Annotated in this window: 21 protein-coding genes and 2 tRNA genes; 12 read left to right on the top strand and 11 right to left on the bottom strand. The window is 61.3% G+C overall.

Features of this window, described 5'->3' with window-relative positions; translation table 11 throughout:
• Position 1: 1 nt before the first annotated feature.
• The 5 genes from K3767_RS09745 to holB are packed head-to-tail and all read left to right on the top strand — an operon-like array spanning position 2 to position 5,384.
• Entirely contained in the window at positions 2 to 1,708 is a 1,707-nt protein-coding gene (locus K3767_RS09745) for an undecaprenyl-diphosphate phosphatase (protein WP_221173389.1), read from the top strand.
• Positions 1,705 to 2,337: a methyltransferase gene (locus K3767_RS09740; RefSeq protein WP_221173388.1), complete on the top strand. Its 633-nt coding sequence runs from the start codon at positions 1,705 to 1,707 to the stop codon at positions 2,335 to 2,337. Before K3767_RS09745 ends, K3767_RS09740 begins: the two co-directional genes overlap by 4 nt.
• Positions 2,337 to 3,170, top strand: coding sequence for a peptide chain release factor N(5)-glutamine methyltransferase (prmC, locus tag K3767_RS09735; protein WP_221173387.1), 834 nt, complete (start codon positions 2,337 to 2,339; stop codon positions 3,168 to 3,170). Before K3767_RS09740 ends, prmC begins: the two co-directional genes overlap by 1 nt.
• Positions 3,167 to 4,477 (top strand): UDP-N-acetylglucosamine 1-carboxyvinyltransferase, encoded by a 1,311-nt coding sequence (murA, locus tag K3767_RS09730; RefSeq protein ID WP_221173386.1) that lies wholly within the window; start codon positions 3,167 to 3,169, stop codon positions 4,475 to 4,477. The genes prmC and murA overlap by 4 nt, the downstream gene beginning before the upstream one ends.
• Positions 4,428 to 5,384 carry a DNA polymerase III subunit delta' gene (gene holB, locus K3767_RS09725; protein WP_221173385.1) on the top strand — a complete coding sequence of 319 codons (957 nt, stop codon included), beginning with the start codon at positions 4,428 to 4,430 and terminating at the stop codon, positions 5,382 to 5,384. The genes murA and holB overlap by 50 nt, the downstream gene beginning before the upstream one ends.
• On the opposite strand, the gene K3767_RS09720 is transcribed toward holB, so the two are convergent.
• Positions 5,344 to 5,970: an FmdE family protein gene (locus tag K3767_RS09720; RefSeq protein WP_221173384.1), complete on the bottom strand. Its 627-nt coding sequence runs from the start codon at positions 5,968 to 5,970 to the stop codon at positions 5,344 to 5,346. The genes holB and K3767_RS09720 overlap by 41 nt on opposite strands.
• A 170-nt stretch (positions 5,971 to 6,140) precedes the next feature.
• Between K3767_RS09720 and speD the strand changes: the two genes are divergently transcribed.
• Both speD and speB read left to right on the top strand, forming a co-directional pair.
• Positions 6,141 to 6,599 (top strand): adenosylmethionine decarboxylase, encoded by a 459-nt coding sequence (speD, locus tag K3767_RS09715; RefSeq protein ID WP_221173383.1) that lies wholly within the window; start codon positions 6,141 to 6,143, stop codon positions 6,597 to 6,599.
• Positions 6,600 to 7,463 carry an agmatinase gene (gene speB / locus K3767_RS09710; protein WP_221173382.1) on the top strand — a complete coding sequence of 288 codons (864 nt, stop codon included), beginning with the start codon at positions 6,600 to 6,602 and terminating at the stop codon, positions 7,461 to 7,463. It begins immediately after the preceding gene.
• A 39-nt stretch (positions 7,464 to 7,502) separates the two neighbouring features.
• Here speB and K3767_RS09705 read toward each other — a convergent pair.
• From K3767_RS09705 to K3767_RS09695, 3 genes are all read right to left on the bottom strand, one after another.
• Positions 7,503 to 7,587: transfer RNA gene (locus tag K3767_RS09705), tRNA-Leu, on the bottom strand.
• Positions 7,588 to 7,608: 21 nt separating this feature from the next.
• A tRNA-Arg gene (locus K3767_RS09700) sits at positions 7,609 to 7,685 on the bottom strand.
• 36 nt (positions 7,686 to 7,721) lie between these two features.
• Positions 7,722 to 7,967: a hypothetical protein gene (locus K3767_RS09695; RefSeq protein ID WP_221173381.1), complete on the bottom strand. Its 246-nt coding sequence runs from the start codon at positions 7,965 to 7,967 to the stop codon at positions 7,722 to 7,724.
• Positions 7,968 to 8,060: 93 nt separating this feature from the next.
• On the opposite strand from K3767_RS09695, the gene K3767_RS09690 reads away from it, so the two are divergent.
• On the top strand, positions 8,061 to 8,291 hold the full coding sequence (locus K3767_RS09690) for a hypothetical protein (RefSeq protein ID WP_221173380.1): 231 nt from the start codon (positions 8,061 to 8,063) through the stop codon (positions 8,289 to 8,291).
• 3 nt (positions 8,292 to 8,294) lie between these two features.
• On the opposite strand, the gene K3767_RS09685 is transcribed toward K3767_RS09690, so the two are convergent.
• The 6 genes from K3767_RS09685 to K3767_RS09660 form a co-directional block, all read right to left on the bottom strand.
• Positions 8,295 to 9,467, bottom strand: a complete 1,173-nt coding sequence (locus tag K3767_RS09685; protein WP_221173379.1) for a pyridoxine 5'-phosphate synthase — start codon at positions 9,465 to 9,467, stop codon at positions 8,295 to 8,297.
• Positions 9,464 to 10,237 carry a tRNA (adenine-N1)-methyltransferase gene (locus K3767_RS09680; RefSeq protein WP_221173378.1) on the bottom strand — a complete coding sequence of 258 codons (774 nt, stop codon included), beginning with the start codon at positions 10,235 to 10,237 and terminating at the stop codon, positions 9,464 to 9,466. The genes K3767_RS09685 and K3767_RS09680 overlap by 4 nt, the downstream gene beginning before the upstream one ends.
• Positions 10,237 to 11,649: an aminopeptidase gene (locus K3767_RS09675; RefSeq protein ID WP_221173377.1), complete on the bottom strand. Its 1,413-nt coding sequence runs from the start codon at positions 11,647 to 11,649 to the stop codon at positions 10,237 to 10,239. The genes K3767_RS09680 and K3767_RS09675 overlap by 1 nt, the downstream gene beginning before the upstream one ends.
• Before the next feature lie 65 nt (positions 11,650 to 11,714).
• Positions 11,715 to 12,581: an ATP-dependent Clp protease proteolytic subunit gene (locus tag K3767_RS09670; protein ID WP_221173376.1), complete on the bottom strand. Its 867-nt coding sequence runs from the start codon at positions 12,579 to 12,581 to the stop codon at positions 11,715 to 11,717.
• Between the two features lie 13 nt (positions 12,582 to 12,594).
• On the bottom strand, positions 12,595 to 13,341 hold the full coding sequence (locus K3767_RS09665; protein WP_221173375.1) for a rhomboid family intramembrane serine protease: 747 nt from the start codon (positions 13,339 to 13,341) through the stop codon (positions 12,595 to 12,597).
• On the bottom strand, positions 13,338 to 14,336 hold the full coding sequence (locus K3767_RS09660) for a hypothetical protein (protein ID WP_221173374.1): 999 nt from the start codon (positions 14,334 to 14,336) through the stop codon (positions 13,338 to 13,340). The genes K3767_RS09665 and K3767_RS09660 overlap by 4 nt, the downstream gene beginning before the upstream one ends.
• A gap of 152 nt (positions 14,337 to 14,488) precedes the next feature.
• On the opposite strand from K3767_RS09660, the gene K3767_RS09655 reads away from it, so the two are divergent.
• Genes K3767_RS09655 through K3767_RS09640 form a run of 4 tightly spaced genes read left to right on the top strand, consistent with a single transcriptional unit; the run spans position 14,489 to position 17,401 of the window.
• Positions 14,489 to 15,322, top strand: a complete 834-nt coding sequence (locus tag K3767_RS09655; RefSeq protein ID WP_221173373.1) for a DUF4198 domain-containing protein — start codon at positions 14,489 to 14,491, stop codon at positions 15,320 to 15,322.
• Between the two features lie 13 nt (positions 15,323 to 15,335).
• A complete protein-coding gene (gene cbiM, locus K3767_RS09650) occupies positions 15,336 to 16,391 on the top strand; it encodes a cobalt transporter CbiM (RefSeq protein WP_221173372.1) in 1,056 nt (351 codons plus the stop codon).
• Complete coding sequence (locus K3767_RS09645) at positions 16,372 to 17,118, top strand: energy-coupling factor transporter transmembrane protein EcfT (protein ID WP_221173371.1); 747 nt, start codon at positions 16,372 to 16,374, stop codon at positions 17,116 to 17,118. The genes cbiM and K3767_RS09645 overlap by 20 nt, the downstream gene beginning before the upstream one ends.
• A 34-nt stretch (positions 17,119 to 17,152) precedes the next feature.
• The gene (locus K3767_RS09640) at positions 17,153 to 17,401 is read left to right on the top strand and encodes an Lrp/AsnC family transcriptional regulator (RefSeq protein WP_221173370.1); all 249 of its coding nucleotides are present in this window, start codon (positions 17,153 to 17,155) and stop codon (positions 17,399 to 17,401) included.
• Here the strand turns inward: K3767_RS09640 and K3767_RS09635 are convergent.
• Positions 17,379 to 18,614 (bottom strand): 3-deoxy-D-manno-octulosonic acid transferase, encoded by a 1,236-nt coding sequence (locus tag K3767_RS09635; protein ID WP_221173369.1) that lies wholly within the window; start codon positions 18,612 to 18,614, stop codon positions 17,379 to 17,381. The two genes, K3767_RS09640 and K3767_RS09635, sit on opposite strands and share 23 nt — an antisense overlap.
• Between the last annotated feature and the right edge of the window lie 12 nt (positions 18,615 to 18,626).

Here is an 18,626-nt window from a genome sequence, read left to right as displayed (position 1 = left end):
AGTGGAGGACTGGTCGGCCGTACTTCTCGGCGTGGTACAGGGACTTACCGAGTTTTTGCCGGTTTCCAGTTCCGGACATCTGATTCTGGTGGAAAAATTTCTGAAGATTCAAGGAAAGCTTTCCTTTGACGCCTTTATCCACCTGGGTACCCTGATGGCCGTTCTTCTTTACTTTCGAAAGGAATGGAGGGAGATCCTTTCGGGAATTTTTCGTCCCGGGGAGGGGCGGCGACTACTTCTCATGCTCGTCCTGGCTACCCTTCCCGGGGCGGTGGCCGGAGTGGTGCTGGAAGGGTCCGTAGAGAATTACTTTCGTCGCCCCGGGGTGGTGGCCCTGGTGCTGGTGATGATGAGTTTACCTCTGGTGCTGGGGGAGATACTGGGGCGCCGGGAGAAGGACTGGCGTTCTCTGGGCTTCGGCGGAGCGCTTATGGTAGGTCTCGCCCAGGCCCTGGCCCTCATCCCGGGGACCTCCCGAAGCGGGATCACCATCGCCGCCGGGCTTCTCCTGGGACTCACCCGCGCCGAAGCAGCCCGGTTTTCCTTCCTCCTTTCCGCTCCCATCATCGCCGGGGCCGGGATTCTGGAAGGGGTGAAGGCGCTGGCCGAGGGACTGCCACCGAAAATTATGTTCCTGGGGGCCTTTTCGGCCTTCCTCTCCGGATGGCTGGCCATCTCCTTTCTGCTCCGGTTCCTCAGGACCCGTTCCCTTTACCCCTTCGTGGTGTACCGGGTGGCCCTGGGTGCCCTCATCCTTCTTCTCTGGCCCACCCCTTCCCTTGCGGCTCCTCCCTTCTCCCGGGTGGTGACCCTCATCACCGCGCAGGGCCCCCCGGAGCGGCTCTTCCAGGAAAGACCACGGGGAATTACCACGGGGCTTCTCCTTCCCGGGGGACGCTATGTGCTGGCGGCCTATCCCGAGGTCAAGCAGGCCGTTTTTATTGAAGCCCTCCTTCCCGATGGAACCACTCTCGCCGCCCGACTGAAGGCCTACGATCGTTTTACGGATCTCGCCTTCCTGGAGCTTTCCGCCCAGGTTCGAGAACGGGAGCGCCTGCGCATCCTCAGGGACTGGCCCTCGCCGGGCACGCAGGTCCTCCTGATCACGAGGACCTTTAAACCGGCCGTGTATCCGGGCTGGGTGATCAGGGCCCCGGCCCTGCGGCGGGTGCGGGGATACCTTCGGGCGGATCTCCTGGAGACCGTCCTTACCGGGGATCGCTCCGGCCCTCTTTTCCTTCCGGATGGCCGTTTGTGCGGATTTCATGTGAAGGGGGCGGGAGGAACAGAGTTTCAGCTGGCCGAGGCCTCCTGGATAATTGAACGAGCCTTCCGGCAATTCCTCAAAAAGGGAAGGGTGGAATGGCCCTGGCTGGGGGTGGAAACCGTTCCCCTTTCCCCGGTGGTAGCCCGGGCCGCGGGGTTCCCGGTGGAAAAGGGACTTCTGGTAATTCGGGTATATCCCGGAAGTCCGGCGGATGCGGTGAAACTGCGAGCCGGGAAAAGACTAAAAGCTATAGGAAATGTTCTCTATCCCCTGGATGGGGACTTGATCCTTGCCGCAGACGATCTTTCTCTCTCGAGCCCTGAGGATCTATTTTCCCTGATCCTTTCGAAGGAACCGGGAGAGGTCCTCCGGCTCAAGGTTTGGAGATCGGGGCGGATTCGGTATATTAAGGTGAAATTAACCAGGAGACCGGAAGGATGAAGAATTGTCCCTTGGAAAAAGAAACCTTAAAGATCAGGGGGAAGGAACTTACGGTTTTTCGTCCGGCCAGCCTGGAGCCCTTTTTGGAGGGGGAGGCCTCCCAGGTATCCCGATTCCCCTTCTGGGCCAAGCTCTGGGAGGCGGCCATAGTGCTCGCCGATTTCGTGGCCACCCTCGAGCCTCCCAGGAAGATCCTAGAGATCGGGGCCGGTCTGGGGGTGCCGGGCCTAACCGCCGCGGCCTTCGGCCACGAGGTCACCCTCACCGACTACGAGGACACCCCCCTTGAACTGGCCCGCCGTTCCGCCGAGGCCAACGGTCTTTCCGTCCGGGTGGCCCGCCTGGACTGGCTCAATCCCCACGACCTGGGAGAGTTCGAGGTCATTGTCGGGGCGGAGGTGGTTTACGCCGGCCGTCTCTTTCAGCCCCTGCTGGACATCTTCCGGCGGTATCTGCTCCCCGGGGGGGAGATCTACCTGGCCCACGACCGGGAACGGGCCCGGGTGCTGGTCCCCTTCCTCAAACGGGCCGAACACGAGTACGAGGTGGCCACCAGCCTGCGTCGTCTTCGCACGGAAAACGAGACCTTTGAGATCGTTCTGAACCGTCTGCGTCCCAAAGGTTTTTAATGCGGGTGACCGAGGCCCTGAGGGAGGGCAGGGCCTTACTTGAGGCGGCGGGCTGGTCTGCCGAGGAGGCCCTCCGGGAGGTCCGCATGATCCTGGGGCACATCCTCGGGGTGCGGCCCCTCGATGTGTATCTTTCTCTTGAGAGAGAGATCCCGGAGGAGAGGTTCCGAAAGGCCCTGGCGAAGAGGATGCGGGGCGTGCCCCTGGCCTACATCCTGGGGCAGGTGGAGTTTTACGGAAGGGTCTTCCGGGTGGAGCCCGGAGTGCTCATCCCCCGTCCGGAGACGGAGGTCCTGGTGGAGACCGTACTCGCCGAGGACCTCCCCCCGGGGCCGCTCCTGGAGCTAGGGGTGGGATCCGGAGTGGTGCTCCTCACCCTTCTGGCCGAAGACTCCTCCCGGTGGGGGGTGGGGGTGGATGTTAGCCCGCTTGCCCTTAGGCTGACCCGCAGGAACGCCGAGGACCTGGGCCTTGCGGAAAGGACCTTCCTCGTGCGGGGGGACTGGCTCTCTCCCCTGGCCCCGCGACGGCGATTCGCCGCCCTGGTGACGAACCCTCCCTATGTGGCCGAAGAGGAATGGGCGGAGCTCCCCGCCGAGGTGCGGGATCACGAACCCCGGGAGGCCCTGTGGGGAGGGCCGGAGGGGCTCGTCTTCATCCGGCGCACCCTCGTCGAGGGACCGCCTTTCCTTCAGCCGGGGGGAAAGATTTTCCTCGAAATCGGATATAATCAGAAGGACAGGGTACGGGAACTCTGTGAGGAGAGAGGGTTTGCGGTGCGTTTCGTGCCGGATCTTTCCGGAACATTCCGGGTGGCGGTGGTGACGCCGTGAGGGAGTATCTCGAAATCGAGGGAGGCTATTCGCTTTCCGGGGAGATCGTGGTGAGCGGGGCCAAGAACGCGGTGCTTCCGGCCCTTGCGGCCACGCTCCTGGCCCCGGGCCGGTATCGTTTCACCAACTGGCCTCGTCTCCGGGACCTCTGCACCATGCTGGAACTCCTCGGCCACCTAGGGGCCAGGGTGGAGGTGCGCGGGGAAGTTCTCGAGGTGGACACCTCCACGGTGGAGGGGATGGAGGCTCCCTACGAGCTGGTGCGACGGATGCGGGCCTCCATCCTCGTTCTGGGGCCGCTCGTGGCCCGTTTCGGAAGGGCCCGGGTGGCCATGCCCGGAGGCTGCCCCATAGGCAAACGGCCGGTGGACTTTCACCTCCGCGGTCTGGAACGACTGGGCGCCCGGATAACCCTTGAGCACGGCTACATATTGACCCGGGCCGACGAAGGTCTCCGCGGAGCGGAGATAGTCTTCGACTTTCCTTCGGTCACCGCCACGGAGAACCTCATGATGGCCGCGGTGCTGGCCCGGGGACGCACCGAGATCCACAACGCGGCCCGGGAACCGGAGGTGGTCTTCCTGGGAGAGATGCTTCGGGCCATGGGGGCCCGGATCGAGGGCCTGGGAACCGATCACCTGATCATTCACGGAAGGAATGAGCTTTCCCCGCCCCCTGCCCCTCTTTCCATTATCCCGGATCGCATCGAGGCCGGCACCTATCTCATGCTTCCCGGACTGATTCCCGCGGAGATCACCCTGGTGGGGGCCGAGGCCGCCCACCTCGAGACTCCCATCGCCCGGCTCCGGGAGGCCGGTCTCGAGATCGAGGTGGAGGGGAATCGCATTCACGCCCGGGCCGGGGGGAGACTTCGTCCCCTGCGCCTGGCCACCGCTCCTTACCCCGGATTTCCTACGGATCTTCAGGCCCAGATCATGGCCCTTCTCACCCGCGCCCAGGGTCTTTCTTTCATTACCGAAAACCTCTTCGAAAAGAGGTTCCAGCATGTCTTTGAGCTGCGCCGGATGGGTGCGGATATAGAGGTGGACGAGCGCACCGCCGTGATCCGGGGGCCGGTGATGCTTCAGGGGGCCGAGGTGGAGGCCACGGATCTACGGGCCAGTGCCTGTCTGGTGCTTGCGGCCCTTTCGGCCGAGGGAATAACCCGCATCTACGGCCTTGAGCACCTGGATCGGGGCTACGAAGGGATGGAGAAGAAGCTCCGGGCCCTGGGAGCCCGGATTGAGAGGAAACGCTATGAAGGCCCGGCGTCTTTCGGACCTTGCGGGCCAGGCTCCGGCGGTTAGGCTCTTCCGGCGAGCGTTGGCCACGGGGCGCCTGGCCCAGACCTATCTCCTGGTGGGCCCCGAGGGCACGGGCAAGGAAACCTGCGCCCTGGCGGTGGTGCGGGAGCTTTTCTGCGAGTTCCGGGAGGCCTGTGGAGGATGTCGGGCCTGCGGAAAACTGGAACGGGGAGTTCACCCCGATCTCCTGGTGTTGCGCCCCCGGGGAGAAAGCATCCGCATTGCCCAGGTGCGGGAGGCCGAGGAATTTCTGCGGTTTCGTCCTCTGGAGGCCCCGGTACGGGTGGTGCTCATTCCCGAGGCGGAACGCCTCACCCCCGAGGCCGCCAACGCCCTCCTCAAGTCCCTGGAGGAACCTCCTCCCTACGCCCACTTCCTCCTCACCGCGGTCTCCGCCGAGAGCCTGCTTCCCACCATCGTCTCCCGTTCCCAGGTGGTGCGCTTCAGGCCGCTGCCCCCCGAACTCATCGAGGAGATCCTCCGCGACAGATTCGGAAAGGAGCCGGAGGAAGCCCGGGCTCTCGCCCTCCTTGCCGAGGGCAGCCTGGGGCGGGCACTGGCCTTCTCCGAGAAAGGATTGCTCGAGGAGTTGAACCGCCTGGTGACGGTGGCCAGGCACCCGGACCCGGCTCTAAAACTGCGGGCGGCGGAGACCCTATCCGCCAGGAAAGAGGATCTCCCCGACCTCCTTTACCTGGTTCGGCTGTGGCTGTGGTATTCCTATCTTACGGCGCGCAGACTCGCGGAGTTCCCCCGCCTCTTTCCGGAGCCTGCTCCGGCGGAAAAGTCCCTTTCCCTCATGGATGTGGTAGAAGACCTGCGCCGGGGCCTGGAACGACACCTCAACGCCGAATTAACCCTTCTTACCCTTATTCTGAAGCTTTCGGAGAACTCTTCCCCGGCTTCCTGAGCCGGAAATATCCTCCACCGGCACAGGGACGACACAGGATGCGTCCCTCAAGTTCCACCTCGCGTCCGTCCTGAACATGTATTCCGCAAACCTCACACCGCACCCGGCGTCGTGGTCTTCCGGGAAGATCAAACTCCGAAAGGTCCACCTCCACCTCCTGCACGGTGAAGAGTTCCTCTTCCGGCATGACCCGGTAGGCCTCGAGCTGTCTCCGGTAGCGATCCTCAATCTCTGGGAAGTAGCGATCCGCCAGTTCTCGGGCCTCTTCTCTGGCGATTACCCGGAAGGCCCGTCCGGTCTCGAGATTCAGGAAGGTGGCGGCCATGATGCCGTAGTCGTAGAACTTGAGTGAGCGTTTGCCCAGACTGGCCCCGGTTACCGACTGGATGGCGTCGGTGGCGCAGCGATCTATCTCCACGAAAACCAGAAACTTCTTTCGATCCGCCCCCCGGGGATCTTTTATCCCGATGAGTCTCAGTCCCAGGAGGGCCAGGCGCACGCCCAGCACCTGTCCGGCGCACAGGTGCCCGTGTACCCTTACGGATTCGGCGAGAATTTCCTCAAAGGGCACCTGGTGGATGTTCATTGTTTCACCAGTATAACCCACCTTGACAAAAGCTGAAAGACGAGTATCTTTTTGGCCGCCAAGGGTGGCCATGTCCGGTGGCTACCCTTAATTTTTTAGGCCGGGGGCCTCACGAGCTTCAGGCGCCGGGGTGGCGCCCATGCAGAGGAATTTCACCAAGGAGGGCGGCCATGGAAAAGAAGTTCACGGAATCGGAAAAGGTTGAGTACGGCTTCGGCCAGCACCTCATCCTGGACGGCTACGGTTGTAATCGCGACAAGTTGATGGATCTCGACTTTATCTACAACTTCCTGAGCGAATATCCGGATCAGATCAACATGACCAAGATTATGCCGCCTTATGTGTTCAAGTACTATGCCCCGGTGCCGGAGGACTGGGGGATCTCCGGGTTCGTGATCATTGCCGAAAGTCATATCAGCATCCACACCTTTCCGGAGAAACTTTACCTGAGCGTGGACATCTTCTCGTGCAAGCCCTTTGATGTGGACAAGGCCATCGAGGACATCACCCGCCTCTTTGAGGTCAAGAAGAGCGAGATAAGGCTTCTGGATCGGGGGCACGAGTTTCCGCGTTCCATCCGGGCGGTGGAACGCTTCATTCGGGCGGAGAGGAATCAGCTGGCCGTTTAAATGAGGGCAACCTTTCTGGGGCTACCCGAGGACCGTTCCCGGGCCCGGGTAGCCCTTATTCCCGCCCCTTACGATGGGACCACCTCCTGGCGTCCGGGAACGCGTTTCGGCCCGGCGGCTATCCTTGCGGCCAGTCCTCAGCTGGAGTTTTTCGACGAGGAAACCGAACGGGAACCTCACCGCACCCTTGGGTTTTACACTTACCCTCAGCCGGAGCTTCCGGTAGACCCCGGCAAGGCTCTGGAAGCCCTGGAGGGACTGGTGGAGGAGGCCCTGGCTGAGGGCAAATTTCCGGTCCTTCTGGGCGGAGAGCACACCGTCACCCTGGCCGCTCTTCGAGCCCTGAGAAAGCGACACTTCCCCTTCCGGATCCTTCAGATCGACGCTCATCCCGATCTGCGGGACACATATCAGGGAAGCCCCTTCAGCCATGCCTGCGTCATGCGGAGGGCCCTTGAACTGGGGCTTGAGGTCGTGGCCGTTGGGGTGCGTACGGCCAGTCGCGAGGAATACGAATTCATCCGCCGGGGGCGCGGATATCGGGTCTTTTGGGCCCGGGAGGTCCGGAAAGACTTTGCGTCCTTTCTTTCCCGGCTCGAGGAATGTCTCCACGAGGTCCCTCTCTATGTGACCATCGATCTCGACGGCCTGGATCCCTCCGAGGCCCCCGGCGTGGGCACTCCCGAGCCCGGAGGCCTGCGCTGGGAGGAATTGATGGAAATCCTCCGTCGCGTCTCCCGCGCCAGGGTTCTGGGATTCGACCTGGTGGAGCTTTTACCCCTTCCCGGCGACCCCCGCACCGAATACCTGGCCGCCCGAACCGTTTACAAGTTTCTGGCCTACCTCGCCGAAAACAACTTTTGACTCCCTATTTTTCAAACTACCCAGGATGGGAGATTAAAGTGCGGGAGGGGGGACTTGAACCCCCACGGGGTACAACCCCAGCGGATCCTAAGTCCGCAGCGTCTACCAATTCCGCCACTCCCGCAGGATTAACTTGTTAAGAACCTGGTGCCCCCGGGAGGACTCGAACCCCCAACCAACGGCTTAGAAGGCCGCTGCTCTATCCGATTGAGCTACGGGGGCCTAAATCCAACTCATATTTTTTAACCGATTTCCCGTTTAGACAAGAGGGTTGTCTTCGTCGACCTCTTCGGAGATCTCCCGAACCGTGGGAACGACCTCCGGAGCCCGGATGAACTCCCGGATCTTCTCCACTTCCTGAGGGAGATCCGGGTCATCCTGACACACCGCACACTGCCGAATGTGACGATGGATGAACTCCATCATCCTGGCCGGTGCCAGGGCATCCTCCCGCACCTTCAAAAACCAATCTCGAGCCAGAGTCCTCAACCTTGCACACCGCATCTCCGCTCACCCTAAATATAAGTTCTTGACGGAAGCAGGGGTAGCCTTTATATAAAAGGGCCGAAAACGAAAATCAAGGGGTGAGGCGAACTCATGGCCAGACACAAAAAGATCGAGCGGAAGAGGGAGATCGAGAGACGGCGCCGGAGGCGAGCGAAACTGGCCAAGCTTCGGGCCAAGGGGCTTTTCCCCCGTCCCGAGGGTTACGATCCCCGGGTTTATCCCTATGTGGCCTACGCCGTGGCCAAGGGTATCATGAGCCTCGAGGAGGCCCTCAAACGCCTGGAAGCGGCGAAGCTCCCGGAGGCCGAACGCCCTCAATAAGACCTAACCCCGGGCCTTCTCGATAAGGGAGAGCATCTCCCGTACCGCCTCCTTCATCCCCACCATGATGGCCCGGGCGACAATGGCGTGACCGATACTGAATTCCTCTATGTCCGGAATAGCGGCCACCGGCCCCACATTCTCGTAAGAAAGTCCGTGGCCGGCGTGGACCTCAAAGCCGAGATCCCGGGCCACCCGGGCGGCCTCCTCAAGGCGGGCAAGCTCCCGTTCCCGTTCCTCGTAAGTGGTAGCTTCCGCGTAGTGGCCGGTGTGGAGCTCTACCACATCTGCTCCGGTCCTGGCCGCGGACTTGAGTTCCGCCGGATCCGGATTGATGAATATGCTCACCCTGGGGATCCCCCCCTCCTTTAGCCGTTCCACCGCGGTGCGCACCCTCTTCACCCGACCCTTCACCGCCATACCCCCCTCGGTGGTGATCTCCATCCGGCGCTCCGGAACCAGGGTCACCTGATCAGGCCTGACCGAAAGGGCAAACTCCATCATCTCCTCCGTGGGGGCCATTTCCAGGATCAGCCTGGTCTTGACTATCTCCCGCAGAAGGCGCACATCCCGCTCCTGGATGTGGCGACGATCGCCCCTCAGATGCACCACGATCCCGTGGGCCCCTCCCAGTTCGGCAAGCACCGCCGCGTGAACCGGATCCGGATAGTGGACCTTGCGGGCCTCCCGCACCGTGGCCACATGATCCACATTCACCGCAAGTTTGGCCGGCATGTATTCCCTCCTTTTCACGAAGTTCACTATAGCTTTATGCCCCGCCCCCAATAATTTTTCAAGAAGCCAGGCCTCTTTTCGGGCCATAAGGGCCGGGGCGTAGAGTCCCCGTTCGTGATCGTAGCCTAGGAGGTGAAGCAGCCCGTGAAGGGCAAGGGCCAGAAGGTAGTCCCTCACCGGGAGTCCGTATTCCCGGGCCTCGCGCCGGGCGGTCTCCACGGAGATGAAGATCTCCCCCAGATGAGGATGCCCGGCGGGACGCCGTCTCTCCCAGAGGGAAAAGGAAATCACATTGGTGGGGCCGGACCTCCCCAGGTATCGAGAGTTTATTTCGGCTATCCTTCGGTCGTTTACCAGATGCAGATCAAAGGTCTTGTCCGGGACCCCCAGAAGCTCTAGGGCCTCCTCGAGTTTCCGATAAAGGAAAGTTTCGCGTCTCACCTTTCCAGCACCTTCCGGGCGAAGATGAGGTAGCCGGTGTGGGCCACCATACGGTCTTCCGGGCGCAGTCGTTCGGGATTAACCTTGTAGAAACGCTGAAGGATCTCCTGGACCTCGAGCCCCACAAAGGGGTGATCCTCAAGGGCCGCAAGCAGGCGCGAGACCTGATTCACCGTAGGGACCAGCACACCCAGAGGAGCTCCACCCTTGAGGGCTCGCCAGGCCGCAGGGAGCAACTCCCAGGGCTCGCGCACATCCAGAAAGACCGCATCCACGGCCTCTTTCTCCTCGAATCCCTCCGTGGCCTCGCCCTTGAGGAGCACCCTTTCGGCCAGCCCGGCCCGACGCAGGTTTTCCCGGGCCAGTTCCCGGAAACGCTCCTCCCGCTCGTAGGAGATCACCCGGCCCTCCGGCCCCACCGCGTGGGCCAGAGCGGTGGTGAGGGCGCCGGAACCGGTGCCGCACTCGAGTACGACCTTCCCCGGCCCCACATCGAGCTTGAGGAGGATCAGGCCTATGTCCTTCGGGTAAATGATCTGAGTGGCCCGGCGCACCTTCATGAGGTAGTCGTGGATGGTGGGCCGAAGCGCGTAAAAAGGGGTGCCGTTGGGGCCTATCACCCTGCTACCGTAAGGTTTTCCAATGAACCCGGAAAGGGGAACGCGATCTCGATGGGTGTGAAACACCCGTTCCTCGGCCCGAAGGAGGTAGGACCCCCCCTCGGGAAGACACAGCAGGATGGGATCCCCCTCCCGGATGGTCTCGCTCATCAGTCACCGGCGGAAAGGAAGGCCTTGTAGGCCCGGTAAGTCATGTAAAGGTCGCCCTTGTGAGCCACCTCAAAGGGGGAGTGCATGGAAAGAAGCGGCGGCCCCAGGTCCACGATGTCCATGCCGTAGGCCGCAAGGTACTTGGCCACGGTGCCACCGCCGCCCTCGTCCACCTTCCCCATGGAGGCGGCCTGGTACACCACCTTCGCCTCGGCAAAGATTCGTCTCAGCCAGGCCATGTATTCCGCGTGGGCGTCGTTGGCCATGTATTTCCCGCCGTGTCCGGTGTACTTGGTCAGCACCACCCCGTAGCCCATCCGGGCGTCGTTCAACTTCTCGTGAACCTCCATGTAGTGGGGATCCATACCGGCGGTGACATCCCCGGAGACGGCCCTGGTGCGCAGAAAGGTCTCGAGCACGGTGTCCCCCTGGGGGGTCACGCCGTAGAGCTTCAGGAATTCGTAGATCAGTTTTTCCAGGAATCGACTCTTGGCCCCGGTGTTTCCGTCGGAACCTATTTCCTCCTTGTCCATGAACACCACCAGGGTGGAATAGGGGGGATCCGTTACCTCCAGGACCGCGGCCAGCGCCGCGAAGGCGCAGATGCGGTCGTCCTGACCGTAGCCCCCGATGAAGGCCCGATCGAGCCCCACCTCCACCGCCGGTCCCGCGGGCACCACCTCCAGTTCCGCACTCACGAAATCCTCCTCCGTGAGACCGTACTTCTCGTGCAGGATCTTAAGGATGGAAAGCTTGATCCGCTCCTTGTCCTCCGGGCCGCCCACCAGGGGAAGCCCTCCCACGAGCACATTGAGCTTCTCCCCGGGAATGGCCTCGGCGAGCTTCTTGTCCCCCTGAATCTTTCGGGAAAGGTGAGGAAGGAGGTCGCAGACCGTGAGCACGGGATCCCCGGGGTCCTCTCCCACCACCACCCGGACGCGGCTTCTGTCGGGCTTGACCACCACTCCGTGGAGGGCCAGCGGCCGGGCCACCCAGTGGTACTTCTTTATTCCCCCGTAGTAATGGGTCTTGAAGAAGGCGAGATCCAGATCCTCGTAGAGGGGATGGAGCTTAAGGTCCAGACGGGGGCTGTCGATGTGGGTGGCGATGAGACGCAGACCGTAGTAAGGAGGTTTCTGACCGGCCACCATCACCGCCAGCATCTTGTCCCGGAACACGGTATAACACCGGGCCGAGGGCTCGGAGGTAAATCCCTGTTTTCTGAGGAGGGCCACCATAGCCTCCACGCATTCCCGCTCGGTCTTGGCCAGGGAAAGAAACCGGCGATAGTCTTCCGCAAGCCGCTCGACGGCCTTTTTCTCCTTTTCGGAAAGCTGATCCCAGACCGGTCTAGGCGAAAGCGCCAGCTTCTCCTTCAGTTCCTTGACCTCGTCTTTCTTCTTGCGGGCCATGGGCACCTCCTGGCAGGGATCTTATCGCCCAAATTAGCCGGGAAGCCCGGCGGGGTCAACCGAATCTAAAGGCACCGGCGCAGCAGGGAAAAAATGGAGTGCTGATTCTGGGAGCCCGCGGGCGCCCGACGCGGCACCGGGGTAAACTCCACGGAAGGGGCCTGACGCACCGGTTGCGGGAAGAGACTCATGAGTTGATATATCTCGTGGGGCATGTCCTTGCGCACCGGAAGCCCCATCTTGCGGGCCTCTTCAAAGGTGATGGGGTAGTCGTGGGTCCAGTGCCCCTGGGTGAGGAGCTCCGAGAGCTCGTCCACCTTCTCCGGCGGGTACTTTCCGGACAGGAGGTCCCGCAGGTTCTCCCTCATCTGCCGCAGGGCCTTTTCGGCCATGTCCGCCAGGATCAGGGTCTGATCCTCCACATGTTCCAGAGGTTTTTCCCGGGCGGCTCGCACGATGGAAGCCGCCGGGAACTGCCCCAGCTGGGGGTCCACCGGCCCCAGTACCGCGTGCTCGTCCATGACGATCTCGTCGGCGGCAAGCGCAATAAGCGTCCCCCCGCTCATGGCGTAATGGGGAACGAAGGCGGTGACCTTCGCCGGGTGCTTCTTCACCGCCCGGGCGATCTGAAGAGCCGCCAGCACCAGCCCTCCGGGGGTGTGGAGAATGAGATCGATGGGGACCTCCGGATCGGTCATGTGAATGGCCCGTATCACCTGTTCCGAGTCGTTTATGTCGATGAAACGCATGACCGGAAACCCCAGAAGACTCATGGTTTCCTGTCGATGCACCAGGAGGATGACCCTCGAGCCGCGCATCTTTTCAATTCTCGCGATCATGCGCTGGCGGGCGGCCTCGAGCAGTCGCTGGCGGATAATGGGCTGCAGGGCCGCCAGCATGAAAAAGAACCAGAAGAAGTCAAAACCGCTCATGTTTACCCCCTCTTCAGCGATTTATTCGATCCAGATAGGAGACCACATTGCCCCAGGGCAACTCTTCGTCGCGCCACAGGTAACGCTCGCGTGGGAGAAACAGCCGGTGGGTAATCACGCCGGCGAGGAAGCCTCCCACATGCGCCCACCAGGCCACCCCTCCCACCGGTTCGGGAAGGGCCAGGGAAAGCGTTCCGGAGAAGACCTGAAGGAGGTACCAGTAGCCCAGATAAAGCACCGCAGGGATCTCGAAAAAAAGAGGAATGAAGAAGACGGGCACCAGCACCACCACTCTGGCCAGGGGGAACATGACGAGATAGGCCCCCAGCACCCCGGAAATGGCCCCGGAGGCCCCTATGGTGGGGATGGGGGAATGGGGGTGCATGTAAACCTGAACCAGGGCCGCGGCTATTCCGCACAGGAGGTAGAACATCAGGAAGCGAAAGTGTCCCAGACGATCCTCCACATTGTCGCCGAAGATCCAGAGGGTCCACATGTTGCCTAGGAAGTGCACCCAGCCCCCGTGGAGAAACAGGTGGGTCAGGAAGGTGAGGTAGGCTCCCGGGGGAAACCCGTGCAGGCGGGCCCATGTCGGATCGGTTATCCGGGCGGGAACGAGACCGAGATAGTGAAGGAGGAGATCCCTGGTTCCCTCCGGAAGGAGGATCTCCAGGACGAAGACGAGGGTGTTGGCGGCGATGATTCCCCAGGTAACTATGGGCACCCGGCGGCGGGGCAGAATGTCCTGGAGCGGGATCATCCCAGCGCCCCTATGGACTCTCCGCGCACCCCTTTGCGGAAGGCCTCGCTCCGGGGGATCAGATCCGGCCCGGCCTCCTCCACCACACCCGCCTCAAAACCCTCCCCTGCGCGGCGAACGAACTCACGGAGCCCTTCCCGCCCCTCGGAGAGAAAGACCTCGGCGAGCAACCTTTCCGGCTCGGCGGTTTCGGAAAGCACATAGAACTCCGCGACTCTAAGGGCGTAGCGGTTGGCGTTAAAGGCCACTGCCCCGCCCCCTCTCTCGCGGGCCAGCTCCAGGGCCTCCACATCGGTAATGCTGTCCCCCACATAGAGGGGCGGCCCTCCGGCCTCGGTAAGCGCCGCCTCCAGGGCCCGGGCCTTCTCCCGGCCCCCTACGGGATTGACCTCCCTCAAAAACCGACCGGACTCCATCTCCGGAAGCCTCTCCCAGAAGATCCTTTCCATGACCTCCACGGCGCGCCGGCTCTCCGGAGGAAGGTCGGAAAGGGTCCGGGCTCCGGAGGGGATCTCTATCAGGGGAAGGGCCAGGATCTCCTCCACCATCCTCCGGAGCTCCCTCTCCTCGGCCGGGGAGAGTTTCACCAGATGGAAGTCCACCTCCGTACAGAAGACCCGTTCCAGGGGAAAATCCGAAACCGCGCACAGGGCCTCGAGATAGGGACGATAACTGGTGCTTATGATAAAGGTGGGAACCATGCGGTTCAGGGCCCGCAGGGTCTCCACCGCCCGGGGGAGGACCTTTAAGGTCCGACGGGAGAACTCCCGGAGGCCCCGGTTGGTGGCCCCGAAGGCCTTGAGGAAAGGCAGGATCAGCCTCAGCGTGTCTCCGGCCTTATAACCAGGGCGCCTCTCCACATCCGCCAGATAGTCGTCGTAACGGGAAACCCGGGCGAAGAAGTCCCCCCCGCGGGGAATAAGGGCCTCGGCAAACTCAAAGGCGTTGTCGTTGAGGGTGATGGGCCCCTCACAATCCAGCGCCACGAGCGGCATGTTTTTTTATTAACCATAGATTGAAAGATGATCAATAGATTCTGTATTTTGAAACTCCCCTACTACTCAGACTATTCCGAAAATCTCTTGCTTGACTTTTGGTGCTATTTTTAGTAGTTTAGTAGCACACAAGAAAAGAAGGAGGTCGGATGATGCGAAAGGGGATCTTGGGTTGTGTTTTGATAGGGATTTTGTTCCCGGCTCTGGCATGGGCGCACTTTATCATAGCCGTGCCTATTAAAGGACAGGGCTATGGGCTGAGGGGACAGGAGATTTCCTTCCGGGTGCTTTTCGGGCATCCCTTTGAAGGAATTCTGTTTGATCTAAAAGTTCCGAAAGGATATGTAATTACCCCTTCCGGGGAAAAGGCCACTGTTTCCTTTACCCGCATTGAGATAAAGGACTACGCCTCCGGTAAAAAGCGTTTCGGGTACCGGGTGGATTATCTTCCCACGGAAAGGGGCGATCATCTCCTCTGTCTCGAGGCCCGTCCCTATCTCAACCAGGAGGAGGGAGAGGTCTGGAAGGACTTCATGAAAACCCCCTTCCATGTTCAGGTGGAACGGGGATGGCGCAACCGCTGTGGCTTTAAGCTGGAAATCATCCCCCTTACCCGGCCCTACGGACTCAGGGTGGGGCAGGTCTTCCGGGGAAAAGTACTTCTCAACGGAAAACCGGCGGCCGGACTCGTCCTTGAGGTGGAAAAGTTCAACGGGTTCTATGTACCGGAGGAAAAGCTTCCGGTGGACGCTTACGGACGCATTAACGATCCCCTCATAACCCAAACGGTGGTTACGGACGAAAACGGTTTCTTTGCAGTGGGTTTTCCTGAGGCGGGATGGTGGGTCATAAATGCCTCTCTCCCCTCTGGCCGGACCTCTTATGCCAATCGTACTTTTCCCCTGATAATCCGTTCAGGGATGTGGCTATATGTATTTCCCGCTAAGGCAGTGGCCCCCACCGGTCTCGAACTTTTAGGTAATTAAAGGAGGAAATTCCATGCATATTGCCGATGGTGTGCTTCCGGCCTGGGTATCGGCGGGAGGATGGGCAATTACCATCCCGGGGCTGGGTCTTAGTTTGAGAAGGCTCCCTCCGGAGGATATCCCCCGTCTGGGGCTGCTGACCGCCGCAGTATTTATGGCCTCTTTGATTCATGTTCCCCTGGGTCCCACCAGCGTGCATCTCGTTCTGAACGGACTGACCGGGATCCTTCTTGGACCTCTGGCCTTCCTGGCCTTCTTTGTGGCCCTCCTGCTTCAGGCCCTTCTCTTTCAGTTCGGGGGGCTCTTTTCACTAGGGGTGAACACCCTGGTCATGGGCGGGCCGGCCTTTCTCGTAGGTTGGCTTTCGCGCAGATATCCCGGAATAATACGCCCCTTTTTCTCCGGAATTCTGGGAGGAGGAGCTGTCCTCTTTTCCGGAATTTTACTGGCCCTTGTACTCTCCCTCTCCGGAGAAGCCTTTTATCAGGTGGCCCGGCTGGCCCTGGTGGCCCATCTACCTGTGGCTGCCGTGGAAGGGATGGTGACCGCGCTCACCGTGGCTGCCCTTCGTCGGATAAGTCCCGGACTCCTTCCGGTGGCCCTGACACTCGCCCTTCTCTGGGTTGCTCCGGCTCAGGCTCATCGCCTTGACATGGATGTCTACATTATTCCCTCAGGCCTCAGGGTGGAAGCCTATTTCCCCGACGGCACCCCGGCACGGGGCGATCAGGTTCTCCTTTTCTGCGGAAACCGGAAGGTGGCCAGCACGGTAACCGATAAGAAAGGAATAGCTCTCTTGCCCCGACCACGGTGTGCGGAGGCTCATGTGGTGGTCATGGGTAAACTAGGCCATCGAGCGGAACGCACAGTGAGGCTCTCCTCCGCAAGACCCCAGGCGCCAGCCACCACTCCCTCTCCTTCACCTGTTTCACCCGCCAGATCTCATCGGGAGCCCTTCCCCATAAACGGAGTGCTCGCCGGACTGGGATTCATTTTTGGACTGGCCGGTTTCATCCTCTCCTGGGACACCCGAAGGAGGCTCAACCGCCTTGCATCTTCCCGAGATTGATCGCTACGGCCGGGGAGAAAGCCCCCTCCACAACCTTGACGAGCGACTGAAACTCCTGGCTCTGGCGCTCTTTCTCCTCGCCGTAAACCTCACCTGGGATCTCTCCCGGGCGCTTCTTTTCCTGGGGGTAAGCGTGGCCTTGCTTCTCCTATCCCGGCTCCCTCTTGGTTTCGTATTGTGGCATCTGCGGGCCCCGGCCGGACTGGCCCTGATCCTGGCCATCTTCCTGGCCCTCTTCGGGAACAGAACGCCAACCTCGGCCCCACTCGCTCTCCCCGGTTTGACATTAGCGATAACGGTGTTATGCAAGATTCTGGCCTGTTTCATCTTTTTTCTGGCCTTGGTTGCCACCGCCCCGCTCTTCGAAACGGTAAGGGCTGCAAGGGCCCTGGGAGTCCCGGAAAAGCTCTTGATTCTATTTCTCTTTACCTATCGTTATCTTTTCACTCTGCTTGACCAGGCCCGCAACCTCTCTCTGGCCTTGCAGGCCAGAGGGTTCCGAGAGGGAACCAATCGACGCACCTACGAGATTAAGGCCCGTCTCTACGCCCTTCTTTTCCTTCGCGCCTACGAGGATACCGAAAAGGTACTCCTGGCTATGTACGCCCGGGGTTTTTCTTCCCCGAAAGTTCCTCCTCTCGAACCCTTAACCCCTCGCCAGCTCCTGAAAGCCTCGCCTCTTCTTGGTCTAGCCATTCTCCTTCTGTTGGGTAATTTTTTCTGGTAGAATTCAAAACAATTCCTCGCAAAGGAGGTTCTTTATGTCCCTTCGAGCTTACATTCTCATAAATACTCAGATAGGTAAAACCGCCGAGGTGGCTAGAAGTTTACTGGCAATGCCGGAGGTCAAAAAACTGGACATAATCATGGGGCCTTACGACATCATCGCCGAGGTGGAGACCGAGAACCACGACACGCTTTCCGAGGTGGTGCTGAAGAAACTTCAGGCCATCCCCTCCATCCAGCACACCATGACCTGTCCGGTGGTCAAGCTGGAGGAGGCCCATTGAGGAAGCGGAGGAGCATTTCGGCGTAGCGCCGGGAGGCCCCCCGGAGTCTCCGGGCCGCGGAAAAGGCCCGGCGTCCGACCTCCCGGGCCCCCGCCGGGTCCCTGAGCCACCGGCGGAGCACGGAGGAGAGTTCCCCGGCGGTACCGACCTGAACGGCTCCCTTTCCGGCAAGAAGGGTCCGCACCTCCGGGAGGAAGTTTTCCATGTGCGGTCCGAAGATCACGGGTTTGCCCAGCATGGCGGGTTCCACGGGATTCTGTCCCCCTTTGGGCACGAAGCCTCCCCCCACCACCGCCGCCTCCGCCAGGGCGTAAAGGCCGAAAAGAGACCCTACCTCGTCCACCACCACGATCCTGGCCCGTGAGGGATCCCCCCTCCGGAAAAAGGCCACGGTGGCCCCCAGCCCCGAAAGGCCTTGATAAAAGTCCGGCGCTCGTTGCGGATGGCGGGGAACCACCACGAACCGAACCCCTTCTTCCCCGAGCAACGCCGCCACCGTCTCCCGTACCAGATCCTCCTCACCGACTCGCATGCTCCCGAAGATCACCACCCTCTCGCCCGGGCCGAGGCCCAGCCTCCTTACGAGAGGAGCGGGGTCCAGTTCCCCGATTCTCTCAAAGGTGAGGTCGTGTTTAGCGTTTCCGCCGACCACTATTCTTTCCGCCGGGACCCCGAGGATCCGAAAGCGTTCCCCGTCCTCCTCGGAAATCACCCCGGCCAGAGCCACTCCGCGCACAACCGGGCGGAAAAGCGGAATCAGCCAGCGGTACCGGGTGAAACTTCGCGGAGAGAGGCGTCCGTTCAGGATTAACAGCGAGACACCTCGCCCCACCGCCTCACGCATAAGGTTGGGCCATAGTTCGGTCTCGACGAGGGCGAGCACCCGGGGGCGCAGGCGCTCGAGGAAGTCCCTCACCACGCACGGCCCGTCCCACGGGGCCAATTCTACCCGGACCCCCTGGAGATGGGCCAGCAGCTTTCGGGCCTCGGAAAGACCGGTTTCGGTCTGGAGGGTGAGGAAGACCCGGGTTCGGGACCTCAATTCCAGTAGCCGGCGCACTATAGCCGCAGCCACACGGGACTCCCCCACCGAGGCGGCGTGCATCCACACCTCCGCCGGAGCATCCACCGCCACGGCCGAAAACCTCTCCGGATAGCGTCGCGCCAGCGTCTTTTCCGCCAGCCCGCTGAGGAGTCGGTAGATTCCGTACACGACGCGCCTGCT

Source organism: Thermosulfurimonas sp. F29, from assembly GCF_019688735.1.
Lineage (GTDB): Bacteria > Desulfobacterota > Thermodesulfobacteria > Thermodesulfobacteriales > Thermodesulfobacteriaceae > Thermosulfurimonas_A.
This window is presented reverse-complemented; position numbering and strand designations above follow the sequence as displayed.